The organism is Streptomyces sp. NPDC111656, from assembly GCF_055656965.1.
Map to the genome: position 1 here is coordinate 230,910 of NZ_JBVKCA010000003.1, position 25,098 is coordinate 256,007.

Sequence of the window (25,098 nt, forward strand, 5' to 3'; positions counted from 1 at the left end):
CTCCCTCCGGCGTTCCCCTACCCGATCACGCTACCTGGCCTCCCTGGGTGCGCTTGCCACGGCGGTACGCGATCTCGCCGAGGACGACGTCCACGGCGACGAACACCGCGAGCGGGATGCCGAGCAGCGGGACGAAGTAGCCGAGCACGGCGACGGCCGCCATGAGCGGGACAAGGATCTGCGGCGGGACCTGCTGCCAGGCGCCGCGCGGGATGGGGCGGCCGAACGCGGAGGCACGGCCGCGCTGCCACCACATGCGATAGCCCCACACGATCAGCAGGACCAGGCAGAGCGCGAGGGCCATCAGGGCGATCTGGTTGACGAGGCCGAAGAGGACACCGCTGTGGGCGTCGATGCCCCAGCGCGTCAGTTTGGCGAGCAGCGGGTAGTCGGCGAAGTGGAGTTCGTCGGTGACCTTGCCCGTCGTCGGGTCCACGGCGACGGAGTCCTGCTTCTCGGGCCAGCTGCGCTGGACCTGCTTGACCACGTACGCGGTGGAGGCGTCGGCGGGTACGACGATCTCGACGGGGTCGCCGAGACCCTCGGCGCGGGCGGCCGCGAGGATCTTGTCGAGGCCCTGGGGCGTGGACGAGGCCGTGGTGCCGCCGGACCCGGAGCCGGTGTGACCCGCGTGCTCGCCGCCGGCCGCCACCGACGCGGACACCGAGGGGGTCGCCTGGCCGAGTGAGGTCCTGAGTTCGTCGATGTTGGCGCCGGCGTAGGTCGACCAGGTGAGTCCGGTCGCCGACAGGAAGAAGAACCCGGCCGCCGCCCACACACCGACGGTGCCGTGCAGCCCGAGGGTGCGACGGCGCCCGGACGTGCCCCGCAGCTTGCGCTGGGCTCGCCGTCGGCCGAACCACAGCACCAACCCGCCGGCCGCGATGACCCACAGCCAGCTCGCGGCGAGTTCGCTGTAGAGGCGGCCGTTCTCGCCGAGGTGCAGGTCACGGTGGAGTTCGTCGATCCAGGTGCGCAGCGGGAGCGCGCCGGTGGAGCCGTACTGCTCCAGCGATCCGCGCACCTTCGCGGTGTACGGGTCGACGAACACCGCGAGCGTGTGCCCCTCGCCGACGCCGGGGACGCCGGAGAGCAGCACCCTGGTCGTCGCGTCCGCCTCCGGCGACGGTCGTACGGCGGAGACCGCGCCCTGCGGGTGGGCCTTGTGGGCGGCGGCCACCTGCTGGGACAGCGGCAGCTTTTCGTCGCCCACCGGGACGGTCATTTCATGCGCGTACACGATCTTCTCGGCCTGGTACGAGGCGGCGTACAGGAAGCCGGTCAGGGCCGCGACCAGCAGGAACGGGGCGACGAGTATTCCCGCGTAGAAGTGCAGGCGCAGGATCAGGGGGCGCAGGGCCGCCTTTCTGGTGGGGGCCGGGGCGACGGGTTCGGGGGACTCGTCCGTCGTGGTCGTGGGAGCGGTGGACATGGGCGGGCTTCTCCGGTCGGACGGTGATGGGAATGCGGACAGAAGCGGGGAGAGGAGTGGAGACGGGGACGGGACGAGGAGGGGACAGGGATGGACTCGGGCCGTGGGCCGGGGAGTTGGCCCCCCGGCCCGGAGTGGTCCGTGGTGGTCCAGAAGTCGGGTCGCGGAGTCGTCGAGTTCCCGGGGCGCCACGTGGTCTGAGTCACACAGAGAGGCGCGTGGAGACCCGGCAGACGCCCCTGGCGCCGCCTCGCTTGACGCGATCGGTCTTGGCATCCTGGCGCGATGGCATCCGAACGTGACCCCAGCGCCTCCCGCCCCCTGAGCGAGCTGGTCGAGGAACTCCTCGACCATGAAGGCCCGTTGCCCATCGTCGCCGCCGGGCACCCGGTGCTGCGCCGCCCCGCCGAGCCCTTCGCCGGCCAGCTCGACCCGGGGCTCCTGACCCGCTTCGTCGCCGCCCTGCGCGCCACCATGCACGCGGCGCCGGGCGTCGGCCTCGCGGCACCACAGGTCGGCGTGCCCCTGCGGATCGCGGTCATCGAGGATCCGGCGCCGGTCTCCGAGGAGGTGCGGGTGGTGCGCGGGCGGGTGCCGCAGCCGTTCCGGGCGCTGGTGAATCCGTCGTACGAGGGGGTGGGCGCGGGGCGGGCCGTGTTCTACGAAGGGTGTCTGAGCGTGCCGGGGTGGCAGGCCGTCGTGGCCCGGCACGCCGAGGTGCGGCTGACGGCCCTGGACGAGCGGGGCCGAGCGATCGACGAGGTGTTCACGGGGTGGCCCGCGCGGATCGTCCAGCACGAGACGGATCACCTGGACGGCATGCTCTACCTCGACCGTGCCGAGTTGCGCTCGCTGTCCTCCAACCAGGCGATGGCCGATCGCTGGACGCAGCCGACTCCTGCGGAGGCCGCCGCCGCACTGGGCTTCGCCCTGCCCGACTGAGGGCGCGCGCCGCGGGACCCTGGGGCGACGGGTGTCCGGCGGCGGGAGTGACGGGTGCCGCCTTGCGGGCGGCCCCGACGGTCCGGGCGCGACCGACCTGCCTGAGACGGGACGCTCTCCGGGCCGGGCGCCAGGCCGGGCGGCAGGGCCGGGGCCAGGGCCAGGGCCGGATGACGCAGCCGGTCGGGACATCGACTGCCTGCCCCGGAAGGCCCGGGCCCGAACGAACCCGGAGCCCGAACGACACCGACCCGGAGCCCGAACGACACCGGTCCGGGCCCCGAACGGCCGGACCCGTCGGCCTCAGCCGCGCCGCCTCGGTCGGCCCGGGCCCGGCGCCGCCGAGGCTCGGACGGCTGCCGTCGGCCCATCGATCCCAGGTTCCCGAAGCCCCATACCCGGGGCCGAACCGCCCAGGCAGGAACGGCCGCCCCAGCCGGTCAACCTCAGCCGGCCGCACCCGAAGCCGCCGGGGACCCGAACCTCCGCCATGCCCCAGCCGCCCCAACGACCAGGTCCAGCCCTCCGATCCCGGACGGCCGCCCCCCAACGCGGTCGAACCCCGAATCGACGAACCCCAAGGCCACCGCCGCAACTCGAGCGCCGCCAGAACCCAAGTGGCGGACGCCGAACGGGTGAATCCGGCCGGTCGGTCCCGGAAGGCCGGGGCCCACGCCCGCGGCGCTCCAGCCGCCGACGTGCCAACCGCCGTTCCTGGCCCGTCGATCTCGGGCGGCCGTACCCGAACGACCGGCGTCGGCTACGCGTCCCGGTACATCTCCAGCAGCCGCAGCCACACCTCGCTCACCGTCGGGTACGACGGAACCGCGTGCCACAGGCGGCTGATCGGGACCTCGCCCGCGATGGCGATCGTCGCCGAGTGGATGAGTTCGCCCACGCCGGGGCCGACCAGGGTGAGGCCCACCAGGATCTCGCGGTTGATGTCGACGACCATGCGGGCCTTGCCGCGGTAGCCGTCCGCGTACAGGCCCGCGCCCGCCACGGAGGACATGTCGACGTCGACGGCACGGACGCGCAGGCCCGCGCGCTCGGCCTCGGCGAGGGAGAGGCCGACGGCCGCGGCCTCCGGGTCGGTGAAGACGACCTGGGGTACGGCCCCGTGGTCGGCGGTCGCCGAGTGCGCGCCCCAGGGATCGGTCTCCAGGAGGGGCACCCCGGCGGCACGGGCGGCGATGGCGGCGCCCGCGATCCGGGCCTGGTACTTGCCCTGGTGGGTGAGGAGCGCGCGGTGGTTCACGTCGCCGACCGCGTACAGCCAGTCACTGCTGGTGACCCGCAGGCTGTCGTCGACGTCGAGCCAGGAGCCCGGCTCGAGGCCGATCGTGTCGAGGCCGAGGTCGTCGGTGCGGGGCACACGCCCGGTGGCGAAGAGGATCTCGTCGGCCTCGATGCGGTCACCGGTGTCGGTGAGGGCCACCACGGTGGAGCCCTCGCGTGTCACCGCGGTCACCGAGGTGCCGGTGCGGACGTCGGCGCCCGCCTCCTTCAGCGACTCGGCGACCAGCTCGCCGGCGAAGGGCTCCATGCGGGGCAGCAGTCCCTTGCCGCGGACGAGGACGGTGACCTGGGAGCCGAACGCCTGCCAGGCCGTGGCCATCTCGACGGCGACGACACCGCCGCCCACCACGATGAGCCGGCCCGGCACCTCGTGCGCGCTGGTGGCCTCACGGCTGGTCCAGGGCCGGACCTGGTCGAGCCCCGGCAGGTCGGGGAGCAGGGCGCGGGTGCCGGTGCAGACGGCGACCGCGTGCCGGGCCGTGAGCACCTGCCGCTCGCCGTCGGGCCCGTCGACGGTCACCTTGCGCGGCCCGGCCAGGCGCCCGTGTCCGCGATACAGGACGGCGCCGATGCCGTCCAGCCAGCCGACCTGTCCGTCGTCCTTCCATTGGGAGGTGTAGTAGTCGCGGTGAGCGAGGACCGCGGGGACGTCGAGGGGGCCCTGCACCGCCTGGCTGAGGCCGGGTACGTGGCGGGCGTCGGCGCGGGCGATGACCGGGCGCAGGAGAGCCTTGCTGGGCATGCAGGCCCAGTACGAGCACTCACCGCCGACCAGTTCGCTCTCCACGACCGCGGTGGAGAGGCCGGCCGCGCGGGCGCGGTCGGCGACGTTCTCCCCCACGGGCCCGGCCCCGAGCACCACGACGTCGTACACGATGGATTCCGTTTCCGTCATGGGCACAGTCTGGTTGTTGGTGTGCTCGGAGGCCACACGGGTACGTGCGCGGAATACGCCGCCCAGGGGTGGCGTTGTGCACACCGGCTTCGCCCCGAGGCCCGACATCAGGAAGAGGTAGTCACGCCATGAGCAGCACGATGGAGCTGACCAAGGAGAACTTCGACCAGACGGTCACGGACAACGAGTTCGTCCTGATCGACTTCTGGGCCTCCTGGTGCGGGCCGTGCCGTCAGTTCGCCCCGGTCTACGAGAAGGCCGCGGAGGCCAACCCGGACCTGGTGTTCGCGAAGGTCGACACGGAGGCGCAGCCCGAGCTGGCCGCCGCCTTCGACATCCAGTCGATCCCGACGCTGATGATCGTCCGCGACCAGGTCGCGATCTTCGCCCAGCCCGGGGCGCTGCCCGAGGCCGCCCTGACGGACGTCATCGGACAGGCCCGGAAGCTGGACATGGACGAGGTCCGCAAGTCCATCGCGGAGCAGCAGGCCAAGCAGGCTCCGCAGGGCGAGTAGCTCCACGGGGCCGCACGGCGAACAGGTCCACCGGACCGCGGGCGGGTAAGCCCCGCACCACCCTTCCCTCAGAACGGGTAAGGCGCCACATCTCCGCGCACCGTCGTCCAGCGCACGTCGGTGAAGGCCTCCAGGTTGGCCTCACCGCCGAAGCGGGCGCCGGTGCCGGAGGCGGCGATCCCGCCGAAGGGGGCCACGGCTTCGTCGTTGACGGTCTGGTCGTTGATGTGGGCGATTCCGGTCGGGATGCGCTCGGCCAGGTCCAGGCCGCGCGCGGTGTCCCGGGTGACGATACCCAGTGACAGGCCGTAGGGTCCGGCGGCGGCGAGGGCCGCGGCCTCGTCGGCGTCCGCGAACGACCGTACGGGCGCCACCGGGCCGAAGACCTCCTCGGCGTAGGCGGGTGTGGCGTCGTCGACTCCCGCGAGGACCGTCGGACGGTAGAAGAGCCTCTCGTGCGTGCCGCCGGCCGCGAGCTTCGCGCCGCGCGCCGTGCTGGACTCCACCAGCCCCTGGATCTTGGCGAGTTGGGCGCTGTCGATGATGGGCCCGAGGTGCACCTGCGCACGGTGCGGGTCGCCGACGGCGAGCGAGTCGGCCTTGGCGGCGAGCCGCTCGACGTACTCCTCGTAGAGGGAGGCGTGGACGAGGTGGCGGCCCGTCGTCATGCAGATCTGGCCCTGGTGGAAGAACGAGCCCCACGCGGCCGTGGAGATCACCGCGTCGATGTCGGCGTCCTCCAGGACGATCAGCGCCGAGTTGCCGCCCAACTCCAGGTGGGCGCGCTTGAGGAGGCGGCCCGCCGCCTCGCCCACCGCGCGCCCGGCGGCGGTCGAGCCGGTGAAGGAGATGACCGGTACGTTCGGGTCGGCGACCAGCGCCTGGCCCGCCTCCGGACCGCCGGGCAGAACGTGCAGCAGGCCCTCCGGGAGCCCCGCCTCGGCGAGGACAGCGGCGAGCGCGAGTCCGCCGCAGACGGCGGTGCGCGGGTCCGGCTTCAGGACGACGGCGTTGCCGAGCGCGAGCGCCGGCGCCACCGAGCGGATCGAGAGGATCAGCGGGGCGTTGAAGGGGGAGATCACGCCCACCACACCGACCGGGACGCGTCGGGTGTAGGACAGACGCGGCGCCTCGGAGGGGAGGATCTGGCCGCTGGGGCGGGAGGCGAGGGCGGCGGCCTCGTAGCACTCCTGGGCCGCGACGTGCAGTTCGAAGTCGGCCTTGCCCGGGATCGAGCCGGACTCGCGCACGATCCATTCGCGCAGTTCGTCGGCGTGGGCGGCGAACAGGTCGCCGGCCCTGCGCAGCACGGCGGCGCGCACGAAGTGCGGTGCCTTCGCCCACTCCGCCTGGGCGGCACGGGCGTCCCGCGCGGCCGTGGCGACGTCCTCGGCGGCGGCGAGCGTGACCGTGGCCAGTGTCTCGCCGGTGGCGGGTTCGGTGACGGCGTACTCACCGCCCGCCAGGGTGCGGGACTGCCAGGTCTTGGGGTCGAGCAGCGGCATGTCGGCTCTCCGATCGTTCACTGTTCACCACCGGGACTCACGGTCCCAGCGGCAGTCCCGTGTAGTTGGCGGCCAGTTCGGCGGCCGCGTGGCGGGATGCCGTGATCCGGCGCAGCCGGGCGAGCTGGATCCGGTGGTCGAAGACATCCCCATTTGGTTGAGCGTGCAACATCCTAGTCATGTCGTACGAGAAGCGGGTGGCCTGCCATACCCGCGCAAGACACAAATCCGAGTAACGGTCGAGGAGTTGGGTCGATCCCGTGCGATGCGACTCGATGAGTGCGCGGGCCAGCACCCGTACGTCGGAGACGGCGAGGTTGAGCCCCTTGGCCCCGGTGGGCGGCACGATGTGCGCGGCGTCCCCCGCGAGGAAGAGCCGGCCGTGACTCATCGGCTCGTGGACGTAACTCCGCATCGGCGTGACCGACTTGGCGGTGATGGGGCCGCGTTCCAGGCGCCAGTCGCCGTCGACCGCGAAGCGCGCCGCGAGTTCGTCCCAGATGCGCTCGTCGGGCCAGTCGGCGACGTCGGTACCGTTCGGGACCTGTAGATACAGCCGGGACACGGTCGGCGAGCGCATGCTGTGCAGAGCGAAGCCACCGGGACCGCGCGCGTAGATCAACTCCGTGCCGGAGGGCGGCACATCGGCGAGGATCCCGAGCCAGGAGTACGGGTAGTCGTGCGCGTACGTGCGGCTCCCGTCGACGGGGAAGGCGTTCCGGGAGATGCCGTGGTAGCCGTCGCAGCCCACCACGTAGGCACAGCTCAGGGCCTGTTCGCGACCCTCGTGCACAAAGCGCACGCCCGGCGCGTCGCTCTCCGGACACTCGACCGTGAGGGCCTCGGCCTCGAACAACAGCGGTGTCCCGGCGGCGAGTTGGAGGGCGATCAGGTCCCGCACGATCTCCGTCTGGGCGTAGATCGTGACGGTACGGCCACCGGTGAGGGCCGGAAAGTCGATGTGGTGGCGCTCACGGTCGAAGCGCAGCTCGATGCCGTGGTGGATCAGGCCCTCGGCGTCCAGCCGGTCGGCGGCTCCGCACGCGCGCAGGGCGTCGACCGTGCCCTGCTCCAGCATCCCTGCGCGCTGGCGGTGCTCGACGTGGGCGCGCGACCTGCTCTCCAGCACGGCGCAGTCGATGCCCTCGCAGTGCAGCAGCCGGGCCAGCAGGAGCCCGGCGGGGCCGCCGCCGATGATGCCGACCGTGGTCCGCATGGCGCGCCTCCCGTACCTGATCGAGCCGCATCCGGTCCGGACGGGTCACATCCGGTCCGAACGGGTCGGATGCGGCCGGGGACCAGCTACAGCCTCTCTCAGGTCGAGTCGCGGTGCACCACCCGCGCGCCCAGTACCTCGTGGCTCTCGGGCGCCCCGCCCGGTTCGCGCACCACCCGGTCGACCAGTTCCGCGAGGTCGCGTCCGGACGGCAGTTCGATGTGGACGGTGCTGAGGCGGGGCCGCAGCAGTCGACCGAGCATGAGGTCGTCGGCGCCGATGACGGCCGTCTCGCCCGGGATGCCGACGCCCTCCTCCTGGAGGGCGCGCATCAGCAGCATGGCGTACTCGTCGTTGTAGGCGAACACGGCGTCCAGGCCGAGCGAGCGCCAGCGCGCCGCCAGCCGGGCGGCGGCCCCCTCCTCGTACGCGAGCGGCAGTGCGGTCGCCGTGGCGTCGGTACCGGTCAGGGACCGGCGTACGCCGTCGAGCCGGGACTTGGAGAAGATCTCCAGGCCGGGTTCCTCGGGCACCACGACGCCGATCCGGCGGCGGCCGCGGGCCAGCAGGTGGACGCCCGCGCTGTGGCCGACCTTGTCGTGGTCCATGAGCAGCGCGTGCGCGCCCTCGACGCGCTCGGGGCCGAGCGTGACGACGGCCCGGGCGCCGGAGCGCTTGAGGACGGCCACGCCCTGCGAGCCGAGGTCGCTGCCGGGCACCAGCACGGCGACCGGTCGCAGCTCCGCCCAGGCGCGGGCGGCCTCGTCGCCGTGCAGGCCGACACTGCCGTACTGCACGACCGTGTAATCCAGACGGCCCAGCGCCCACTGAAGTTCGTTGAGGAACTGGCTGTAGAGCGGTCCCACGGGCACGCTCGGCGTGGGCATCAGGACCATACGGCTGTGTCCGGCGCGCAGGGAGCGGGCGGCGGCGTGCGGAACGTACCCGAGTTCCTTGGCCGCCTCGTGGACGCGGCGGCGGGTGGGCTCGCTGATCCGGACGGCGCTGGTGTTGTTCAGTACGTACGAGACGGTGGCCCGGGAGACGCCCGCCAGGCGTGCCACATCGGCACTCGTCGGCACGGGTCGTTGTGCGGGCGTCGGCGGGACGGGCTGCTTCGGTATCTGCACCATGACGTCTCGCATCCTTGCAGAAACCCCGGGCGTCCCCTCGCGCCGGGGGAACCTCGTGGGCCCGCCCTGCCGGAACACCCGCTTCCGCGAGGGAACTTCCGCATCTCGTGCGGGATGGCCCGTGGTGCGGTTACCGTGCGGTAGACGACGTGCTCCGGAGGTGGTCACGTATGACTCACGACCGTGCCGCAGGTCTGGCGGAGTGTGCGCGCGCCCTCGCCCACGGGGAGGTGAGCGCACGCGAGCTGGTCGAGCGGGCGCTGACCCGTATCGAGGCGACGCAGCACTCCCTGAACGCCTTCCGGGTGGTGCGCGCCGAAGCGGCGCTCGCCGAGGCCGACGCGGCGGACAGGGAGCTCGCCGCCGGAGTGCGCGGGCCGCTGCTCGGGGTGCCGGTGGCGGTGAAGGACGACATGGACGTGGCGGGCGAGCCGACCGCGTTCGGCTGCCGGGGTGTTTTCCCGCCCGAGGCCGAGGACGGTGAGGCGGTACGGCGGCTGCGCGCGGCCGGCGCGATCGTCATCGGCAAGACCAACACCTGCGAGCTCGGCCAGTGGCCGTTCACCGAGGGGCCCGCCTTCGGCGCCACCCGCAACCCCTGGCACGCCGAGCACACCCCGGGCGGCTCGTCCGGCGGCTCGGCGGCGGCGGTCGCAGCGGGCCTCGTCCCGGCGGCGCTGGGCTCGGACGGCGCGGGTTCGGTCCGCATCCCGGCCTCCTGGACCCACCTCATCGGCATCAAGCCGCAGCGCGGCCGGATCTCGACCTGGCCGCGCGCGGAGTCCTTCCAGGGCATCACGGTCAACGGCACCCTCGCCCGTACGGTCGCGGACGCGGCCCTGCTCCTGGACGCGGCGAGCGGCAACCACGACGGCGATCTGCACCGCCCGCCCGCGCTGCGGGTGTCCGAGGCGGCGGGTCGCGACCCGGGCCGACTGCGGATCGCGCTGTCGCTGAAACCGCCGTTCACGGCGCTGCCCGCGCGCCTGGACCCCGTCGTACGGGCGCGGGTGGTCGCGCTCGCGGAGCGGCTCGCGGCGCTCGGCCACACGGTGGAGGAGGCCGAGCCCCGGTACGGGCAGATCGGGCTCACCTTCATCCCGCGCGCGACGGCCGGGATCGCCGAGCGGGTGCGCGACCTGCCGCATCCGCACCTCCTCGACCGGCGGACCCTGGGCGCGGCCCGGCTCGGCCGGCTGCTCGGCGGCGCGCCTCTGCGGGTGGCCCGGCGCGCCGAGGCGTCCCTGCACCGGCGGATCGGCGCGCTCTTCGACACGTACGACGTCCTGCTCGCGCCGACGACGGCCGCTCCCCCGCCGCGCATCGGCTCGATGGCGGACCTGAGCGGCCTCGGCACCGACCGGGCCATGATCGCCGCCTGCCCCTTCGCCTGGCCGTGGAACATCCTGGGCTGGCCGGGGGTGAACGTCCCCGCGGGGTTCGTCGACGGCGGCCTGCCGGTCGGCGCCCAGCTTCTCGGTCCGGCGAACAGCGAACCGCTGCTCGTCTCCCTGGCCGCCCAGTTGGAGGCCGACCAGCGCTGGCACGAACACTGGCCGCCGCACGGGGCGCCCGCGGACTCCCCGGCGGTGTAGACGAGTTCACCACACGTGCCGGGGGGCGAGTTCGGGGCACGTGCCGTGAGCGAGTTCGGCGCGAAGGCACTGACCAGGGGATTCGGGCCGTACGCTGGGCCCATGGACGATGCGTCGATGGTCGGGTTGATGGGGCGGGTGACCGGCACGGTCGGACCCGGGCTCGTCGGTGAGGTGATCGTCCGGGTCCGCGGCGGCGCCGAGCACTTCCTCGCGTACCCGGCCGCCGCGAAGGAGCGGATCGAGCGCGGCACGGTGGTGATGGTGGTCGAGTACCTGCCGCCGCGCACGGTGTACGTATCGGCCGCGTACGACAGTTGACGGCTCGTCTGTGCACGCTCCGCCCCAGGTGAGAGCGGTATGCGTCAAGATTGCAACAAGGATCCGTCAGCGTCTGTACCCCGGTCTTGCACAGGAGCACACTCCCTTCGTTCGGTGCCGATAGGGCACCATCAAAAGGGGGCGTATGCCGATGGTTGTCGGCGTCGTGGCGGGGGCGGTTGTCCTCGCACTGATCTTCATCGTTGTGGTCTTCAAGCTCATGTGGCGTGTCGCGGAGCCCAACGAAGCACTGATCATCTCCGGTTCGAAGCATCGGACCGAAGGCCTTGAAGAGGGCATGGGATTCCGCATCGTGACGGGGCGCGGCACGCTGGTGCTGCCGGGCGTGCAGGCGGTACGGAAGATCTCGCTCGATCTCAACGAGACCGAGCTGCACGTGGACTGCGTGACCACCCAGGGCATTCCGCTGAAGGTGCGGGGCGTGGTCATCTTCAAGGTGGGCGACGACTTCGTGTCGATCGCCAACGCGGGGCGTCGCTTCCTCGACCAACAGAAGATGATGTCGGAGCGGGTGCACAACGTGTTCGCCGGTCATCTGCGGTCCATCGTCGGTGGGTTGACCGTCGAGGACATGATCCGCGACCGGGAGAAGCTGACCGGCCAGACCCGGGCCGCGTGCGGTACGGAGATGGAGAAGCTCGGTCTGATCGTCGACTCGCTGCAGATCCACGAGATCGAGGACCCGACCGGGTACATCAAGAACCTCGCGATGCCGCACGCCGCCGCCGTACAGCGGGACGCGCGCATCGCGCAGGCGGAGGCGAATCGTCTCGCCACCGAGGCCGAACAGAAGGCCGCGGCCCGGATGTCGGAGGCGACCCGGGACAGCGAGATCCTCCAGGCCGGCTACCAGGCCGAGCGCGACAAGGCGGCGGCGAAGGCGCGGCAGGCCGGACCGCTCGCGGACGCCGCGGCCCGGCAGGACGTCGTCGTGCAGGAGACCCGGATCGCCGAGCTCGACGCCCTCCGTCGTGAGCAGCAGCTCCAGGCGGACGTCCGCAAGCCGGCGGACGCGCAGGCGTACGAGACGCGGGCCCGCGCCGAGGCCGAGCGTGACGCGCGTATCTCGGCGGCCGAGGCCAAGGCCAAGGAGACCGAGCTCGCGGCCGCAGCGGAGGCGAACCGGGTCAAGACGGCCGCCAACGCGGAGGCCGAGGCGACGAAGGCCCGGGGTGCGGCCGCCGCGACGGCGACCAGGGCCACGGGTGAGGCCGAGGCCGCGGCGGCTCAGGCCAAGGGTCTCGCGGCGGCCGAGGCGACCCGGGCGCAGGGTCTCGCGGAGGCGGAGACCATCAAGGCGAGGGCCGCGGCCCTCGCCGAGAACCAGGAGGCGGTGGTCGCCCAGCAACTCGCCGAGAACTGGCCGGAGATCGTCCAGGCGGGCGCCAGCGCGTTCGGGAACGTCGACCACATGGTGCTGCTCAACGGCGCCGACGGCATGTCGGACATGTTCGCCAAGGCGCTCACCATGGGCGGCACGGGCCTCGGCCTCGCCCGTCAGCTGCTCTCGTCGATGAACCAGGACGGGACGGCCGGCAACGGTACGGGGAACAACGGCGTCGCCGGGCTCAACGGGGCCGTACCGCCGCGCACGGAGAAGGTGCCGGTGGAGGGGGACGGCAAGCAGTGACGCCGAAGGAGAACGCCCGGGACTGATCCCGGCGGGGCGACGAGGGTGTTCCAGTCCCTCGTCGCCCGCTCTGCGTGGGCGCCGCGGCCCTCCGCCCCGACTGCTCGGCCTACTCGGCCCGCTCGGCCGCGGCGCCGACCAGACCGTCGAGCCAGGCCTGGTGGCCGTTGAGCATCGGGTTCGGGCGCTCGGTGGCCAGCGCGGCGGCGGGCCGACCGATCTGGGTCTCCTGGGTGAGGACGCGGACCCGGCCGCCGGGCAGGTCCTCCACGAGCCAGGCGTGCAGGACGTCGAGCCGCTCCTCGGGCGTGCCGTCCTGCTTCGCCGTCCAGGACAGACGGCCCGGAGTGTCTTCGCCGGGCGCCTGGAACTCCACGACGTGCGCGTCCAGCGGCGGGAAGCCGAAGGTGCCGAAGCTGAAGTGGATGCCGTCCGTCAGCACGGGGCCACCGCCCCGGGGAAAGCTGATGTCGGCGACGTTGTCGTAGTACGACCCCCACCGCGAGGTGTCGACGAGGTGGCGCCAGACGGCGACGGCGCTCGGGCCCGCCACGACGACCTCGTTGGAGACGAAGTTGTCACCGGTGCCCGGCAGATAGCGCTCGGGCCAGGTGATCGCGTTCTGGGTGGTCACGCCGAGGATCCGCCCATCGTGCGCCGGTACTGGCGCAACGTCTTCGGCAAACAGCTCTCGGCCCGGGCCGCAGTCACCGTGCCCAACCTGTACGCCGTCGTCTCCGCGGTCACCGCGGGCGCCGGCTACAGCGTGCTGCCCCGCTCCCTGTGCGAGGAGCACCTCGCCGACGGACGCCTCGCGCTGCTCCACGAGCCGGTCGAACCGCCCCTCAACACCCTCTTCCTCGTCCAACGCCCCGGCGCCGACGCGAACCCGGACGTCGTACGGGTCCGTGACCGCCTCCAACAGGCCGCCCGGACCTGGTAGTCGACCATCTCGGCCACCCGCTCGGCGGGTTGGACAGGGCAGGCTCTAACGTGAGCCGCGTGACTGCCTTTACCGATGACACCGCCGAAGACGTTCCCGGCCGTTACGGCCCTTCCGCGACCACCGAGGCCGAACCCCGCGAGGTGGGACGGGTGCGGACGGAGTACGCGCCCGCGCACGACGGCGACCCCGATCCCGGCGAGATCGTCTGGACATGGGTGCCGTTCGAAGAGAACGACGGGCGGGGCAAGGACCGTCCGGTGCTCGTCGTCGCCCGCGAGGACGCCGGCACGCTCCTCGCCGTCCAGCTGTCGAGCAAGCGGCACGACGGGGACCGGGAGTGGGTGCCGATCGGGAGCGGGCCCTGGGACCGGTCGGGGCGGGACTCGTGGGTGGATGTGGACCGGGTACTGCGGCTGCACGAGGACGGGATGCGGCGGGAGGCCTGTGCGCTGGATCGGATGCGGTTCAATTCGGTCGTGCGCCGCTTGCAGGAGCGGTACGGCTGGCGTTGAGGGCTCGTACGTAGGCGAACGTCTGCTCGAAGGAGCCTCGCGTCGCCTGATCCCTCGTGCGGTCCAGGACGCCGAACACGACATGGTCGAAAACACCCGCGAAGCGGCCCTCGACCAGCAAGTCGTGGAACGCGCCCGCCACCTGCGCCGGATCGTTCCGGAAGACGCCGCAGCCCCACGCGCCCAGCACCAGCCGGCGGTAGCCGTGGGCCGCGGCGGTCTCCAGGACGCGCTCGGCGCGAACGGCCAGGGCGGGTCCCAGCTCGGGCGCGCGCTCCGGGGCCGTGCGCAGGACGACTCCGGCGTTGGGGGCCGCGGCGGTCAGGAATCCGGCCGAGTACGGCTCGTCGAGCAGACCTCCGCGGTCGTCGCGGAAGACGGGCACGGCGGGTGAGTGGATGACACGGTCCGTGTAGAACGGATCCCGGTGAGCGCGGTGGTGGTCGTAGAACTCGCGGGCCCCCAGCAGACACGTGTACAGCGCGGAAACCCGGCACAGGGCCTCCTCCTGGGCCTGCGCGCCGTTCAGGAAGCCGCCGCCCGGGTTGCGCGCCGAGGCGAAGTTCAGGACGGCGACCGGGTCGGCCGGGCGTCCCACATCCTTGCGCACGAGCCGTCGGGCGGCCTCCAGGCTGCTCTCGCCCGTCACCTCGAACCGCGTGCTCCCGCGCGGTGCGCTCGCGGGGCCGGCGGCCGGTGCCCCGACCGGTTCAGGGCCGTACATGCGTGTTCCCGCCCGCGCGGCCTCGATGGCCGCGGCGATCGACACCGGGCGTCCGTCGGACGCGCGGTACCCGCCCGCCGCGACGATCTCCTGCGTCTGCTGCGCGAGCGCGCGCAGGCGCGCACTCATGGCGCGACCCCCGTACGCGCCACGAGGACGCCCCTCGCGATCTCCCCCGTCGCTCCCCCCGGCATTTCCTGGGCGAATTCCCCGGCCGATTCCCCCGTCGTGCCCATGAACGCATCGTGAGCGATGCTGGTCCTACGGCGCAACGGAATTTCCCAGCCTCGTAAACAGCGTCTCGCGGCCCGGCAAACAGCGCCTCCGGAACCCGCGAGCCACGAATTGCACCCTTGTGCGAACCGCCAAGAGGGTCTTGGGTGGGACGAGCGATGCCGGTCCGGCACCACAGACGTCGGGCCGGCGGCATGGTGGAATCTCAGGAGGATCCCGACATGTCCGATTCGGTGAGTGACTGTACGGAGCGCCGCTCCGCCGTCACCGAGGCCGAGGTGGAGGCGCTGGTCCGAGGCATCTGCTTCAAGACCGGACCGCCTCGCACCCTCGGTGTCGAAGTGGAATGGCTCGTCCACGAGCTGCGGCAGCCGCAGCTCCCGGCATCACCCGAACGACTCCAAGCGGCGTACGCCGCACTGCGGACCCTGCCCCTGCGTTCGGCGCTCACCGTCGAACCCGGCGGACAGCTGGAGCTCAGCTCCCTTCCCGCCGCCTCCCTGATGGAGTGCATCGGGTCCGTCTCGGCCGACCTCGACGCGGTACGCGCGGTACTGCGCGAAGCGGGTCTCGGCCTCAGCGGGTACGGCCACGATCCCTGGAACCCCCCGAGCCGCTTTCTCCATGAGCCGCGCTACGACGCCATGGAGCAGTACCTCGACCGGGCCGGCCCGGAGGGGCGGGCCATGATGTGCTCCTCCGCCTCCGTCCAGGTGTGCCTGGACGCCGGATACGAGGAACCCGGCCCCCTGGGGCACGGGCGCCGCTGGTGGCTGGCGCACCAACTGGGCGCTGTCCTGGTGGCCGCGTTCGCGCACTCGCCGGTGGCCGGTGGCCGGTACACGGGCTGGCGCTCCACGCGGCAGTCCCTGTGGGCGGCCATGGACCCGGGACGGTCCGCCGCGCCCCCGCTGGGCGGCGATCCGCGCGCCTCCTGGGCCCGGCACGTCCTGGACGCGCCGGTGATGTGCGTCCGGGCGCCGGACGGCCCCTGGGAGGTACCGGAGGGCCTGACCTTCCGGGCGTGGACCAGGTCCGAGACACCGCCCGACCGGGCGGATCTCGACTACCACCTGACGACGCTGTTCCCGCCGGTCCGCCCGCGCGGACATCTGGAACTGCGCATGATCGACGCGCAGCCCGGCGACGACGGGTGGATCGTGCCGCTGGCGGTGACGGCGGCGCTGTTCGACGACCCGGAGGCCGCGGAGGTCGCCTACCGGACCGTCAAACCCCTCGCGGAACGCGCCGAGGCACGGCCCGCTCCGTGCAACCCGCTGTGGAACGACGCCGCGCGGTACGGCCTCACCGACCCCGAGTTGCGTGAGGCCGCCGCCACCTGTTTCGCGGCCGCCGCCGAGGCCTTGCCCCGGCTGGGCGCCACCGCCGAGGTGCAAGAGGCCGTAGCGGAGTTCACGGACCGCTATGTGGCCCGGGGCCGCTGCCCCGCCGACGATCTGCTGAACCGCTTCCACAGCCGATTCCACGGTCAGCTCGACGGGAAGGACATCCGCACATGACCGCCCCCGCATCACCCACCGATCCGGAGTCGCTCCGGGAGCGCGCGCTCGACGCGCTGACCACGGCCCGCGACCGCACCGCGCTCCTGACCTCCTGCGTGGAGGAGCCCGAACTGACCGCGCAACACTCGCCGTTGATGTCCCCGCTGGTCTGGGACCTGGCACACATCGGCAACCAGGAGGAACTGTGGCTGCTGCGCGCGGTCGCCGGGCGGGACGCGATGCGGCCCGAGATAGACGGGCTGTACGACGCGTTCGAACATCCGCGATCCGAGCGGCCCTCGCTGCCGCTGCTGCCGCCCGCCGAGGCCCGTCAGTACGCCGCCGAGGTACGCGGACGGGCGCTGGACGTCCTGGAGAGCACCGCGTTCCGGGGCACGCCGCTGACCGAGGCGGGCTTCGCGTTCGGGATGATCGCTCAGCATGAACAGCAGCACGACGAGACCATGCTGATCACCCATCAGCTCCGCAAGGGGCCCGCCGCCCTCACGGCGCCGGACCCCGCTCCCGCGCCGCCGTTCACGGGACCCGCCGAAGTCCTGGTCCACGGCGGCCCGTTCACGATGGGCACCTCCACCGAACCGTGGGCCCTGGACAACGAGCGCCCCGCCCACCGGCGCGAGGTCCCGCCCTACTTCATCGACACCACTCCGGTGACGAACGCCGCCTACCAGGCCTTCATCGAGGACGGCGGCTACGACACCGAACGCTGGTGGAGCCTGGAGGGCTGGTCCCACATCCGCTCGCACGGCATCGAGGCGCCGCTGTTCTGGCGCCGCGAGGGCGGACAGTGGCTGCGGCGTCACTTCGGCATCACCGAGGTCGTACCGCCCGACGAACCCGTGCTGCACGTCAGCTGGTACGAGGCCGACGCGTACGCCCGCTGGGCGGGGCGCCGGCTGCCCACCGAGGCCGAGTGGGAGAAGGCGGCTCGCCACGACCCGGCGGCCGACCGCTCCACGCGCTACCCGTGGGGCGACGCCGACCCCACCCCCGAGCACGCCAACCTCGGCCAGCGCCATCTGCGTCCGGCCCCGGCGGGCAGCTATCCGGCGGGGGAGTCACCGCTCGGCGTACGGCAGTTGATCGGTGACGTGTGGGAGTGGACGTCGAGCGACCTGCACCCCTATCCCGGGTTCGCGGCGTTCCCGTACAAGGAGTACTCGCAGGTGTTCTTCGGCCCGGAGTACAAAGTGCTGCGCGGCGGTTCGTTCGCCGTGGATCAGGTGGCCTGCCGCGGGACCTTCCGCAACTGGGACTACCCGATCCGGCGGCAGATCTTCTCCGGATTCCGCACGGCCCGCGACGGGGCCGTCTGATGTGCCGTCACCTGGCCTACCTGGGGCCGCCCGAGCCGCTCGGCCGACTCCTCGTGGAACCGCCGCACAGTCTGTTCCGGCAGTCGTGGGCGCCGCGCCGGCAGCGGCACGGGACGGTCAACGCCGATGGTTTCGGGGTGGGTTGGTACGCCGAAGGGGATCCGGTGCCCGCGCGGTACCGGCGTCCCGGGCCGATCTGGGGCGACCAGTCGTTCGCGGACCTGGCCCGGGTCGTCAGGAGCACGGCGCTGCTCGGCGCCGTACGGGACGCCACCGTGGCGGGAGCTGACGGGGAGGCCGCGGCGGCGCCGTTCACCGCGGACCGCTGGCTGTTCAGCCACAACGGCGCCGTACGGGGCTGGCCGGGCTCCCTCGCCCCGCTGGTGACAAGCCTGCCCCCGGCCGAACTGCTGTCCCTGGAGGCCCGCTGCGACTCCGCGTTCGTCTGGGCGCTGCTCCTGCACCGGCTGCGCTCCGGTGACAACGAGGGCCAGGCGCTGGCCGACACCGTCCTGGAGGTCGCCGAGGCGGCCCCCGGGTCCCGGCTCAACCTGCTGCTCACAGGCGGCGACACGATCACCGCGACGGCCTGGGGCGACACCCTCTGGTACCTCGCCGAGCCCGGCCGCCGCACCGTCGTGGCGTCCGAACCGTACGACGACGACCCCCACTGGCAGGAGGTGCCGGACCGCACGCTGCTCGCGGCGAGCCGTACCGACGTCCTGCTCACCCCGCTCAAGGACCCGCACGCGCAGGAAGGCGCGCACGCCCCCTTGGCATCCGCACGCACCAAGGAGCCCAGCACGTGAGCCCGTTCCTTCTCACCCGCACCCTGCCCGAGGACGCCACGGACGCCGCGCTGCGCGCCGACGTCCTGCACGGCCTCACCCACACCCCCAAGACGCTGCCGCCGAAGTGGTTCTACGACGCCCACGGCAGCGAGCTGTTCGACCAGATCACCGAACTGCCCGAGTACTACCCCACCCGGGCCGAGCGCGAGATCCTCATCGCCCGGGCCCCCGAGATCGCCGCGACGACCGGTGCGCGCACCCTCGTCGAGCTGGGGTCCGGTTCGTCCGAGAAGACCCGCCATCTGCTCGACGCGCTGCCGGGGCTGCACACGTACGTGCCGGTCGACGTCAGCGAAAGTGCCCTCACCCAGGCCGGGCAAGCACTGATCGCCGAGCATCCGGGGCTCGGCGTGCACGCGTTGATCGCCGACTTCACGGGCGGCCTCGCGCTGCCGGGAACGCCGGGGCCGCGGCTGGTGGCGTTCCTCGGCGGCACCATCGGCAATCTGCTGCCGGCCGAGCGGGAGACGTTCCTGGCGTCCGTACGGGCGCTGCTCTCCCCCGGCGACTCGCTGCTGCTCGGCACGGACCTCGTCAAGGACGAGTCGGTGCTGGTCGCCGCGTACGACGACGCGGCGGGGGTGACGGCGGAGTTCAACAAGAACGTGCTGCACGTCGTCAACCGCGAACTCGGCGCCGATTTCGACCCCGACGCGTTCGCCCATGTCGCCCTCTGGGACGACGCGCACGAGTGGATCGAGATGCGGCTGCGGTCGCTGACCGACCAGACGGTGAAGATCCCCGCGCTCGACCTCGCGGTCGAATTCGCCGACGGCGAGGAACTGCGCACCGAGATCTCGGCGAAGTTCCGCGAGGAGGGGATACGTCGCGAACTCGCTGCCGCGGGGCTCGACCTGGCCCATTGGTGGACGGACCGGGAGAGCCGTTTCGCCCTGTCGCTGAGCGTGGTCCGCTGACACCCGCCCGGGTGGCCTGCCTCGACGGTGGGCCACCCGGGTGAGGGCCTGTCGTTCGGATCAGGTCGACCGGCCCTGGGTCACCCACGGTGCCCCGACATCTCGCGCACCGCCGCGCCGTGAGGCACCGTGGAGTGACGCGTGGCGCACCCGCCACGGCGGAGAGGAGCACCCGCATGTCCGACCACACGTATCGGGTCACCGAGATCGTCGGCACCTCCCACGAGGGCGTCGACCAGGCCATTCGCAACGGGATCTCCCGGGCCTCGCAGACCCTGCGCAACCTGGACTGGTTCGAGATCACCCAGGTCAGGGGGCAGATCGTGGACGGGGAGGTCGAGCACTACCAGGTCGGCCTGAAGGTCGGCTTCCGCCTGGAGGACGGCGCTTGAGCCCCGGGGTCTCCTGAAGCCCGGGAGACCCCTGGCCACCCCGCCCCGGGCCCCTCGAAAGCGGGGCCCCAGGCAGGGCTGCCCATGGGGAAAGCGGTGTCTCGGGCGGACCGGTCCGCGTCACCCGACGGGCCGAGCCTGGCCGGCGTGCGATGGCCCACAACGGCGGCGCCACCGCGCGCCGAAGCCCCGGCCGGAGCAGTCGGCCAGGCCGTGCGCGGCCCGGACCGGGAGCCCTCGGCGACGCCGAGCCGCGTCAACTGCTTCCCCGCCTCTCCGAGGAGTAGGACCCGCCCCGCCCACCGTGGGGCAACTCCTGAGCGCCTCCTCGGCTCCCCTGACGGACCCCTAGGTCCGTCCCTCCCGCTCCTGTGCGTCCTTCAGTGCCGCGGACGCCGTGGCCCAGCGGGCTCGGACGACCCTGAAACCGGCCCGTTCCGCCTCGTCGCAGACGAGTTCGTCGTCGTCGACCAGGACGTGGATCTCGCGGTCGCGCGCGAGCCGGCGCAGGACGTCCAGTTTGGTGTGACGGGCGGGCCTGCGGTCGTCGTTGCGTCGCATCCAGACGCGCCCCTCGGGCAACCCCTGCGCGGCCAGCCACTCGACGGTGTCACGACGGCAGCGCTCGGGACGGCCGGTCAGATAGACCACCTCGCACTCCTCCGTGCTGCGCAACGCCAGGGCCACTCCCTCCGCGAGTGGCGGATCCTGCGGTGCGGCGGCGAAGAACGCGTCCCAGTCCCGTGGTTTGCGCTCCAGGAACCGCTGCCGGTGCGCGCTGTCCGCGAGCGTGCCGTCGAGGTCGAACACGGCGAGCGGTCTGCTGGTCTTCTCCCTGGTCTTCTCCCTGGTCTTCTCCGTCACGCGGACCACCCTAGACAGGGCCGCCGACACCCGGCACACCACAGCCGCCGCCCGCCCCTGTGAACCCGTGGCCCTCTCGCGCCAACTTCCTTCACCACAAGCACTATTCACATCACCCAGCAAGCCCTTACCGTGATGCCTCGCACTGCATGTTGCACAGCATGTCGCACAACATTCGGTATTTCGAACGAGAGCGGGGCGGTGAAGGGACACCACCGCCCGGTTCTTCGGCATGCGGAGGTCGTTGTGAACCCCCCACTCGACAGACGTCACTTCCTCGCCGTCACCAGCACGTCCACGGCCGCCATGACCCTGGCCGCGGCCTGCGGCACGGCCCACGCCTCGACCGGGACCAACACCTCGGGCGCCCCGGTCGCCCACGACGCCAACGCCCCCGTCCGGCCGTTCCCCCTCGGCTCGGTGACCCTCCTGGACAGTGCCTTCCGGGCCAACCAGCAGCGCAACTCCGCCTATCTGCGCTTCGTGGACATCGACCGGCTGCTCCACACCTTCCGTACCAACGTCGGCCTGCCCAGCAACGCCCAGCCGTGCGGTGGCTGGGAGGGCCCGAGCGTCGAGTTGCGCGGCCATTCGACCGGCCATCTGCTCTCCGGGCTCGCCCTCGCCCACGCCAACACCGGGGAGCGGGCCCTGCGCGACAAGGGCCACCGGCTCGTCTCGGCGCTGGCCGAGTGCCAGGCCGCCTCTCCCGCCGCGGGCTTCGGCGTGGGCTATCTGTCCGCGTTCCCGGAGAGCTTCTTCGACCGCCTCGAAGCCGGGACCGGCGTATGGGCGCCGTACTACACGATCCACAAGATCATGGCCGGGCTGGTCGAGCAGCACCGGCTGACCGGCAGCGGACAGGCCCTCGACGTCGTGCTGCGCCAGGCCGAGTGGGTCGACCGGCGCACCGAGCCGTTGTCGCACGAGCAGATGCAGCGGGTGCTGGAGACGGAGTTCGGCGGCATGAACGACGTGCTCGCCGATCTGCACGCCCTCACCGGCGACGCCCGGTGGCTCGCCGTCGCCGAACGCTTCACGCACGCCCGCGTCTTCGACCCGCTGGCCAGGAACGAGGACAAGCTCGCGGGGCTGCACGCCAACACCCAGATCCCCAAGATGGTCGGCGCCCTGCGCCTGTGGGAGGAGGGTCTGCCCGACCGTTACCGCACGATCGCCGAAAACTTCTGGCAGATCGTCACCGATCACCACACCTACGTGATCGGCGGGAACAGCAACGGCGAGGGTTTTCACGAACCGGACGTCATCGCGGGTCAGTTGTCCAACAGCACCTGCGAGAACTGCAACAGCTACAACATGCTGAAACTGACCCGCCTGCTGCACTTCCACGCGCCCCGGCGCACCGATCTGCTCGACTACTACGAGCGGACCCTGTTCAACCAGATGCTCGGTGAGCAGGACCCGGACGCGGCGCACGGCTTCAACATCTACTACACGGGCCTGGGCCCCGGCGCCTTCAAGCAGCAGCCGTCCTTCATGGGCACCGACCCTGACGCGTACTCGACCGACTACGACAACTTCTCCTGCGACCACGGCACCGGCATGGAGACGCAGGCGAAGTTCGCCGACACGGTCTACTCGCACGACCGACACCGGCTGCTGGTGAACCTGTTCATCCCGTCGCAGGTCAACTGGCGGGAACGGAACATCACTTGGCGGCAGACCACCTCCTTCCCCGACCGGTCGTCGACCGTGCTGACCGTCACCGCCGGACGGGCCGCGCACCAGCTGCTCGTCCGTATCCCGTCCTGGGCCGCGGACGCCCGCGCGACACTCAACGGCCGCGCCCTGCCCGACCGTCCGGAGCCCGGCAGCCGGCTGACCCTCGACCGGGAGTGGCGCGCCGGGGACCGGGTCGAGGTGTCGCTGCCCATGCGCACGGTCATCGAGCCGACGCCCGACGACCCCGACGTACGGGCGGTACTGCACGGCCCGGTGGTCCTGGCAGGGGCGTACGGGGACAGGGCGACGCCGTGGCTGCCGCGCCTGGACACCGGATCCGTACGGCAGGAGCCGCAGGAGCCGCTGCGGTTCACCGCCCGCGCCGACGGCGAGGACGTCTCACTCCTGCCGATCTCCCGGGTGCACCACCAGCACTACTCCGTGTACTGGCAGACCGGTGAACCACCGCCACCGCCACCGGAGTTCGCCGCCTGGCACCGTTTCGACGAGACCTCCGGGACCACGGCCGCCGACGCCACCGGGAACGGGAAGGCGGCCCAGCTCGTCGGCGGTGCCGCCTGGACGGCGGGCGGCGCCGACGGTGGCGCGGTGGCGCTCGACGGCACGGACGGGTACGTACGCCTGGCCGACGACCTCCTCGCGGGCGCCGCCGTCTACACGCTGGCCACCTGGGTGCGGCTGGACGGCCAACCCGGTGTCTGGAGTCGGGTGTTCGACCTCGGCACCGGCGTCACGGCCAACATGTTCCTCACCCCGCTCAGCGGCGACGGCACCCTTCGCTACGCCATCACCGCCGCAGGCGCGGGCGCCGAGCAACGCATCGACGCCGCGCCGCTGCCCACCGACCGTTGGGTGCATGTGGCGGTGACGTACGGCGGCGGGACCGCCGTCCTGTACGTGGACGGGCAGGAGGTCGGGCGCAACGCCCAGGTCACGGTGGATCCGCGCTACTTCGGCAACCACATCCGTGCCGGGTACCTCGGCAGGTCGCAGTACGCCGACCCCTGTCTGAGGGGTGCGGTCGACGACTTCCGTGTGTACGGCAAGACCCTCACGGCCGAGGAAGTCGTCGCCCTGGCCCAGGCCTAGGCGACGCCACCTCGACGTGTGCGCAGGACGGGTGGGGACGCGGAGCCGCCGCGCCCTCACCCGGATCAACAGAAACAAGGAGAGCCGCAAAAAATGATCACCCCCGACCGGAACGCGTCCTCGACGCCGCTCGACCCGTCCCGCCGCAGTCTGCTGCGCGCGATGGTGGCGATACCCGCGACCGCACTCGTGCTGGGCGAACTGCCCGGCCTGCTCGGCTCGGCCGCGGCGGCGGCTCCCGCGCACGGCTCCGCCACCCGCTACACCATCGTGCCGTTCCTCAACAGCGACGACGGCACCGTGAACGTGTACCAGTCGGACGACGCCACCGACTTCCGGCTCGCCAAGTCCTCCGCCTACACCCCGCCCAGCAACCGCATCCGCGACGCCAGCGTGTTCAAGCACACCGACGGCTACTACTACATCACCTACACCACCCACACCTGGCAGGACGTCAGCACCACCATCGGCTTCGCCCGCAGCTCCGACCGGGCCAACTGGACCTTCCTGTACGACTACACGGTCCCGATCACCGGTCTGTCCCGCGCGTGGGCGCCCGAGTGGTTCGTCGACAGCGACGGCAGCGTGAACGTCATCGTGTCCTGCTCGACCACCGACGACGAGTGGATCTTCACCCCGTATGTGATGAATGCCGCCAACTCGGCCCTCACCGCGTGGAGTTCACCCGTGGCCCTGTCCGGCATCGGCGCCAACCACATCGATACGTTCATCGTGAGGATCGGCTCCACGTACCACGCGTTCCCGAAGAACGAGACGACGAAGTACATCGAGTACGCCACCGCGTCCAGCCTGACCGGGCCGTACACCATCACCCGCACCGGCGACTGGGCCGGCTGGGGCGGCACCCGTGAGGGTCCCTCCGTGATCCAGCTCGACAACGGCGCCTGGCGGATCTTCTTCGACGGCTACGGCGACAGCAGTTACTACTACAGCGACAGCTACGACACCTTCGCGACCTGGACCGCCCCGAAGAAGCTGCCGGGCATCTCCGGAACGGCCCGCCACTTCACCGTGATCAAGGAGACGGTGTCCGGCGGTGTCGACCTGGCCACGGGCGTGACCCGTTCCTTCCGATCGGGCAACTACTCCACCCGCTACTGGCAGGAGCAGTCCGCCTTGCTCAACCTGCCCGTGGTCAGCAGCTCCAGCACGACCGCCGAGAAGCAGGCCTCCACCTTCACCGTGGTGCCGGGCCTCGCCGACGCGAACGCCTACTCCTTCCGGGACGCGGCCGGCAACTACCTGCGCCACTGGGACTTCCGGGCCCGCTTCGACGCGAGCGACGGTACGTCGACGTTCGCCAAGGACGCCACGTTCGTCATCCGCACGGGCACCCCCGACGGCGCCGTCCGCTTCGAGTCGTACAACTACCCGGGCTACTACCTGCGCCACTACAACTACCAGCTGCGCGTGGACGTGTCGGACGGCACCGACCTCTTCCGCCAGGACAGCTCCTTCGTACCCGTGACGGCCTGGGCATGAGCGCCGCAGCCGCAGCCGC

At 72.0% G+C, this 25,098-nt stretch carries 21 protein-coding genes and 1 pseudogene; 14 read left to right on the forward strand and 8 right to left on the reverse strand.

The features are described 5' to 3' along the window. Positions 1 to 25: 25 nt before the first annotated feature. Positions 26 to 1,432 (reverse strand): PepSY-associated TM helix domain-containing protein, encoded by a 1,407-nt coding sequence (locus ACZ7M3_RS11415; protein ID WP_472062554.1) that lies wholly within the window; start codon positions 1,430 to 1,432, stop codon positions 26 to 28. A gap of 285 nt (positions 1,433 to 1,717) precedes the next feature. Between ACZ7M3_RS11415 and ACZ7M3_RS11420 the strand changes: the two genes are divergently transcribed. Beyond that, complete coding sequence (locus ACZ7M3_RS11420) at positions 1,718 to 2,374, forward strand: peptide deformylase (protein WP_472062556.1); 657 nt, start codon at positions 1,718 to 1,720, stop codon at positions 2,372 to 2,374. Between the two features lie 760 nt (positions 2,375 to 3,134). Here ACZ7M3_RS11420 and ACZ7M3_RS11425 read toward each other — a convergent pair. Continuing rightward, positions 3,135 to 4,568: a dihydrolipoyl dehydrogenase family protein gene (locus tag ACZ7M3_RS11425; protein ID WP_472062558.1), complete on the reverse strand. Its 1,434-nt coding sequence runs from the start codon at positions 4,566 to 4,568 to the stop codon at positions 3,135 to 3,137. Positions 4,569 to 4,696: 128 nt separating this feature from the next. On the opposite strand from ACZ7M3_RS11425, the gene trxA reads away from it, so the two are divergent. Further along, positions 4,697 to 5,083 (forward strand): thioredoxin, encoded by a 387-nt coding sequence (trxA, locus tag ACZ7M3_RS11430; protein WP_054231635.1) that lies wholly within the window; start codon positions 4,697 to 4,699, stop codon positions 5,081 to 5,083. 68 nt (positions 5,084 to 5,151) lie between these two features. Here trxA and ACZ7M3_RS11435 read toward each other — a convergent pair whose 3' ends face one another. From ACZ7M3_RS11435 to ACZ7M3_RS11445, 3 genes are all read right to left on the reverse strand, one after another. Beyond that, the gene (locus ACZ7M3_RS11435; protein WP_472062560.1) at positions 5,152 to 6,588 is read right to left on the reverse strand and encodes an aldehyde dehydrogenase family protein; all 1,437 of its coding nucleotides are present in this window, start codon (positions 6,586 to 6,588) and stop codon (positions 5,152 to 5,154) included. A gap of 37 nt (positions 6,589 to 6,625) precedes the next feature. Further along, complete coding sequence (locus tag ACZ7M3_RS11440) at positions 6,626 to 7,804, reverse strand: 4-hydroxybenzoate 3-monooxygenase (RefSeq protein ID WP_472062562.1); 1,179 nt, start codon at positions 7,802 to 7,804, stop codon at positions 6,626 to 6,628. A 98-nt stretch (positions 7,805 to 7,902) separates the two neighbouring features. Further along, positions 7,903 to 8,937 carry a LacI family DNA-binding transcriptional regulator gene (locus ACZ7M3_RS11445; RefSeq protein WP_472062564.1) on the reverse strand — a complete coding sequence of 345 codons (1,035 nt, stop codon included), beginning with the start codon at positions 8,935 to 8,937 and terminating at the stop codon, positions 7,903 to 7,905. Positions 8,938 to 9,107: 170 nt separating this feature from the next. On the opposite strand from ACZ7M3_RS11445, the gene ACZ7M3_RS11450 reads away from it, so the two are divergent. From ACZ7M3_RS11450 to ACZ7M3_RS11460, 3 genes are all read left to right on the forward strand, one after another. Next, a complete protein-coding gene (locus tag ACZ7M3_RS11450) occupies positions 9,108 to 10,532 on the forward strand; it encodes an amidase (protein WP_472062566.1) in 1,425 nt (474 codons plus the stop codon). A 102-nt stretch (positions 10,533 to 10,634) separates the two neighbouring features. Next, complete coding sequence (locus ACZ7M3_RS11455) at positions 10,635 to 10,853, forward strand: hypothetical protein (protein ID WP_095857581.1); 219 nt, start codon at positions 10,635 to 10,637, stop codon at positions 10,851 to 10,853. A 145-nt stretch (positions 10,854 to 10,998) separates the two neighbouring features. After that, positions 10,999 to 12,504 carry a flotillin family protein gene (locus tag ACZ7M3_RS11460; RefSeq protein WP_472062568.1) on the forward strand — a complete coding sequence of 502 codons (1,506 nt, stop codon included), beginning with the start codon at positions 10,999 to 11,001 and terminating at the stop codon, positions 12,502 to 12,504. Between the two features lie 109 nt (positions 12,505 to 12,613). Here ACZ7M3_RS11460 and ACZ7M3_RS11465 read toward each other — a convergent pair whose 3' ends face one another. Further along, positions 12,614 to 13,138, reverse strand: coding sequence for an SRPBCC family protein (locus ACZ7M3_RS11465; RefSeq protein WP_472062570.1), 525 nt, complete (start codon positions 13,136 to 13,138; stop codon positions 12,614 to 12,616). Here ACZ7M3_RS11465 and ACZ7M3_RS11470 point away from each other — a divergent pair. Together ACZ7M3_RS11470 and ACZ7M3_RS11475 are read left to right on the forward strand one after the other, a co-directional pair. Continuing rightward, a pseudogene (locus ACZ7M3_RS11470) lies at positions 13,136 to 13,447 on the forward strand (LysR substrate-binding domain-containing protein); the annotation flags it as partial. The gene ACZ7M3_RS11465 and the pseudogene ACZ7M3_RS11470 sit on opposite strands and share 3 nt — an antisense overlap. 59 nt (positions 13,448 to 13,506) lie before the next feature. Further along, positions 13,507 to 13,962 (forward strand): type II toxin-antitoxin system PemK/MazF family toxin, encoded by a 456-nt coding sequence (locus ACZ7M3_RS11475; RefSeq protein ID WP_095851156.1) that lies wholly within the window; start codon positions 13,507 to 13,509, stop codon positions 13,960 to 13,962. On the opposite strand, the gene ACZ7M3_RS11480 is transcribed toward ACZ7M3_RS11475, so the two are convergent. Beyond that, positions 13,916 to 14,815: a TIGR02452 family protein gene (locus ACZ7M3_RS11480; RefSeq protein ID WP_472062572.1), complete on the reverse strand. Its 900-nt coding sequence runs from the start codon at positions 14,813 to 14,815 to the stop codon at positions 13,916 to 13,918. The genes ACZ7M3_RS11475 and ACZ7M3_RS11480 overlap by 47 nt on opposite strands. A 326-nt stretch (positions 14,816 to 15,141) precedes the next feature. On the opposite strand from ACZ7M3_RS11480, the gene egtA reads away from it, so the two are divergent. The 5 genes from egtA to ACZ7M3_RS11505 all read left to right on the forward strand — a co-directional run bounded on the left by egtA (position 15,142) and on the right by ACZ7M3_RS11505 (position 19,919). Then, positions 15,142 to 16,440, forward strand: coding sequence for an ergothioneine biosynthesis glutamate--cysteine ligase EgtA (gene egtA / locus ACZ7M3_RS11485; protein ID WP_472062574.1), 1,299 nt, complete (start codon positions 15,142 to 15,144; stop codon positions 16,438 to 16,440). Further along, positions 16,437 to 17,759, forward strand: a complete 1,323-nt coding sequence (egtB, locus tag ACZ7M3_RS11490) for an ergothioneine biosynthesis protein EgtB (RefSeq protein WP_472062576.1) — start codon at positions 16,437 to 16,439, stop codon at positions 17,757 to 17,759. The genes egtA and egtB overlap by 4 nt, the downstream gene beginning before the upstream one ends. Then, the gene (gene egtC, locus ACZ7M3_RS11495) at positions 17,759 to 18,568 is read left to right on the forward strand and encodes an ergothioneine biosynthesis protein EgtC (protein WP_472062578.1); all 810 of its coding nucleotides are present in this window, start codon (positions 17,759 to 17,761) and stop codon (positions 18,566 to 18,568) included. The genes egtB and egtC overlap by 1 nt, the downstream gene beginning before the upstream one ends. Continuing rightward, positions 18,565 to 19,527 carry an L-histidine N(alpha)-methyltransferase gene (egtD, locus tag ACZ7M3_RS11500; protein ID WP_351305202.1) on the forward strand — a complete coding sequence of 321 codons (963 nt, stop codon included), beginning with the start codon at positions 18,565 to 18,567 and terminating at the stop codon, positions 19,525 to 19,527. The genes egtC and egtD overlap by 4 nt, the downstream gene beginning before the upstream one ends. 176 nt (positions 19,528 to 19,703) lie before the next feature. Then, complete coding sequence (locus ACZ7M3_RS11505; RefSeq protein ID WP_054231621.1) at positions 19,704 to 19,919, forward strand: dodecin; 216 nt, start codon at positions 19,704 to 19,706, stop codon at positions 19,917 to 19,919. 348 nt (positions 19,920 to 20,267) lie between these two features. Here the strand turns inward: ACZ7M3_RS11505 and ACZ7M3_RS11510 are convergent, their stop codons facing one another. Next, positions 20,268 to 20,783 (reverse strand): phosphatase domain-containing protein, encoded by a 516-nt coding sequence (locus tag ACZ7M3_RS11510; RefSeq protein WP_472062580.1) that lies wholly within the window; start codon positions 20,781 to 20,783, stop codon positions 20,268 to 20,270. Between the two features lie 246 nt (positions 20,784 to 21,029). Here ACZ7M3_RS11510 and ACZ7M3_RS11515 point away from each other — a divergent pair, with 246 nt between their 5' ends. Both ACZ7M3_RS11515 and ACZ7M3_RS11520 read left to right on the forward strand, forming a co-directional pair. Next, positions 21,030 to 23,576: a beta-L-arabinofuranosidase domain-containing protein gene (locus ACZ7M3_RS11515; RefSeq protein ID WP_472062582.1), complete on the forward strand. Its 2,547-nt coding sequence runs from the start codon at positions 21,030 to 21,032 to the stop codon at positions 23,574 to 23,576. Between the two features lie 93 nt (positions 23,577 to 23,669). After that, a complete protein-coding gene (locus ACZ7M3_RS11520) occupies positions 23,670 to 25,079 on the forward strand; it encodes an AbfB domain-containing protein (protein WP_472062584.1) in 1,410 nt (469 codons plus the stop codon). Positions 25,080 to 25,098 lie beyond the last annotated feature (19 nt).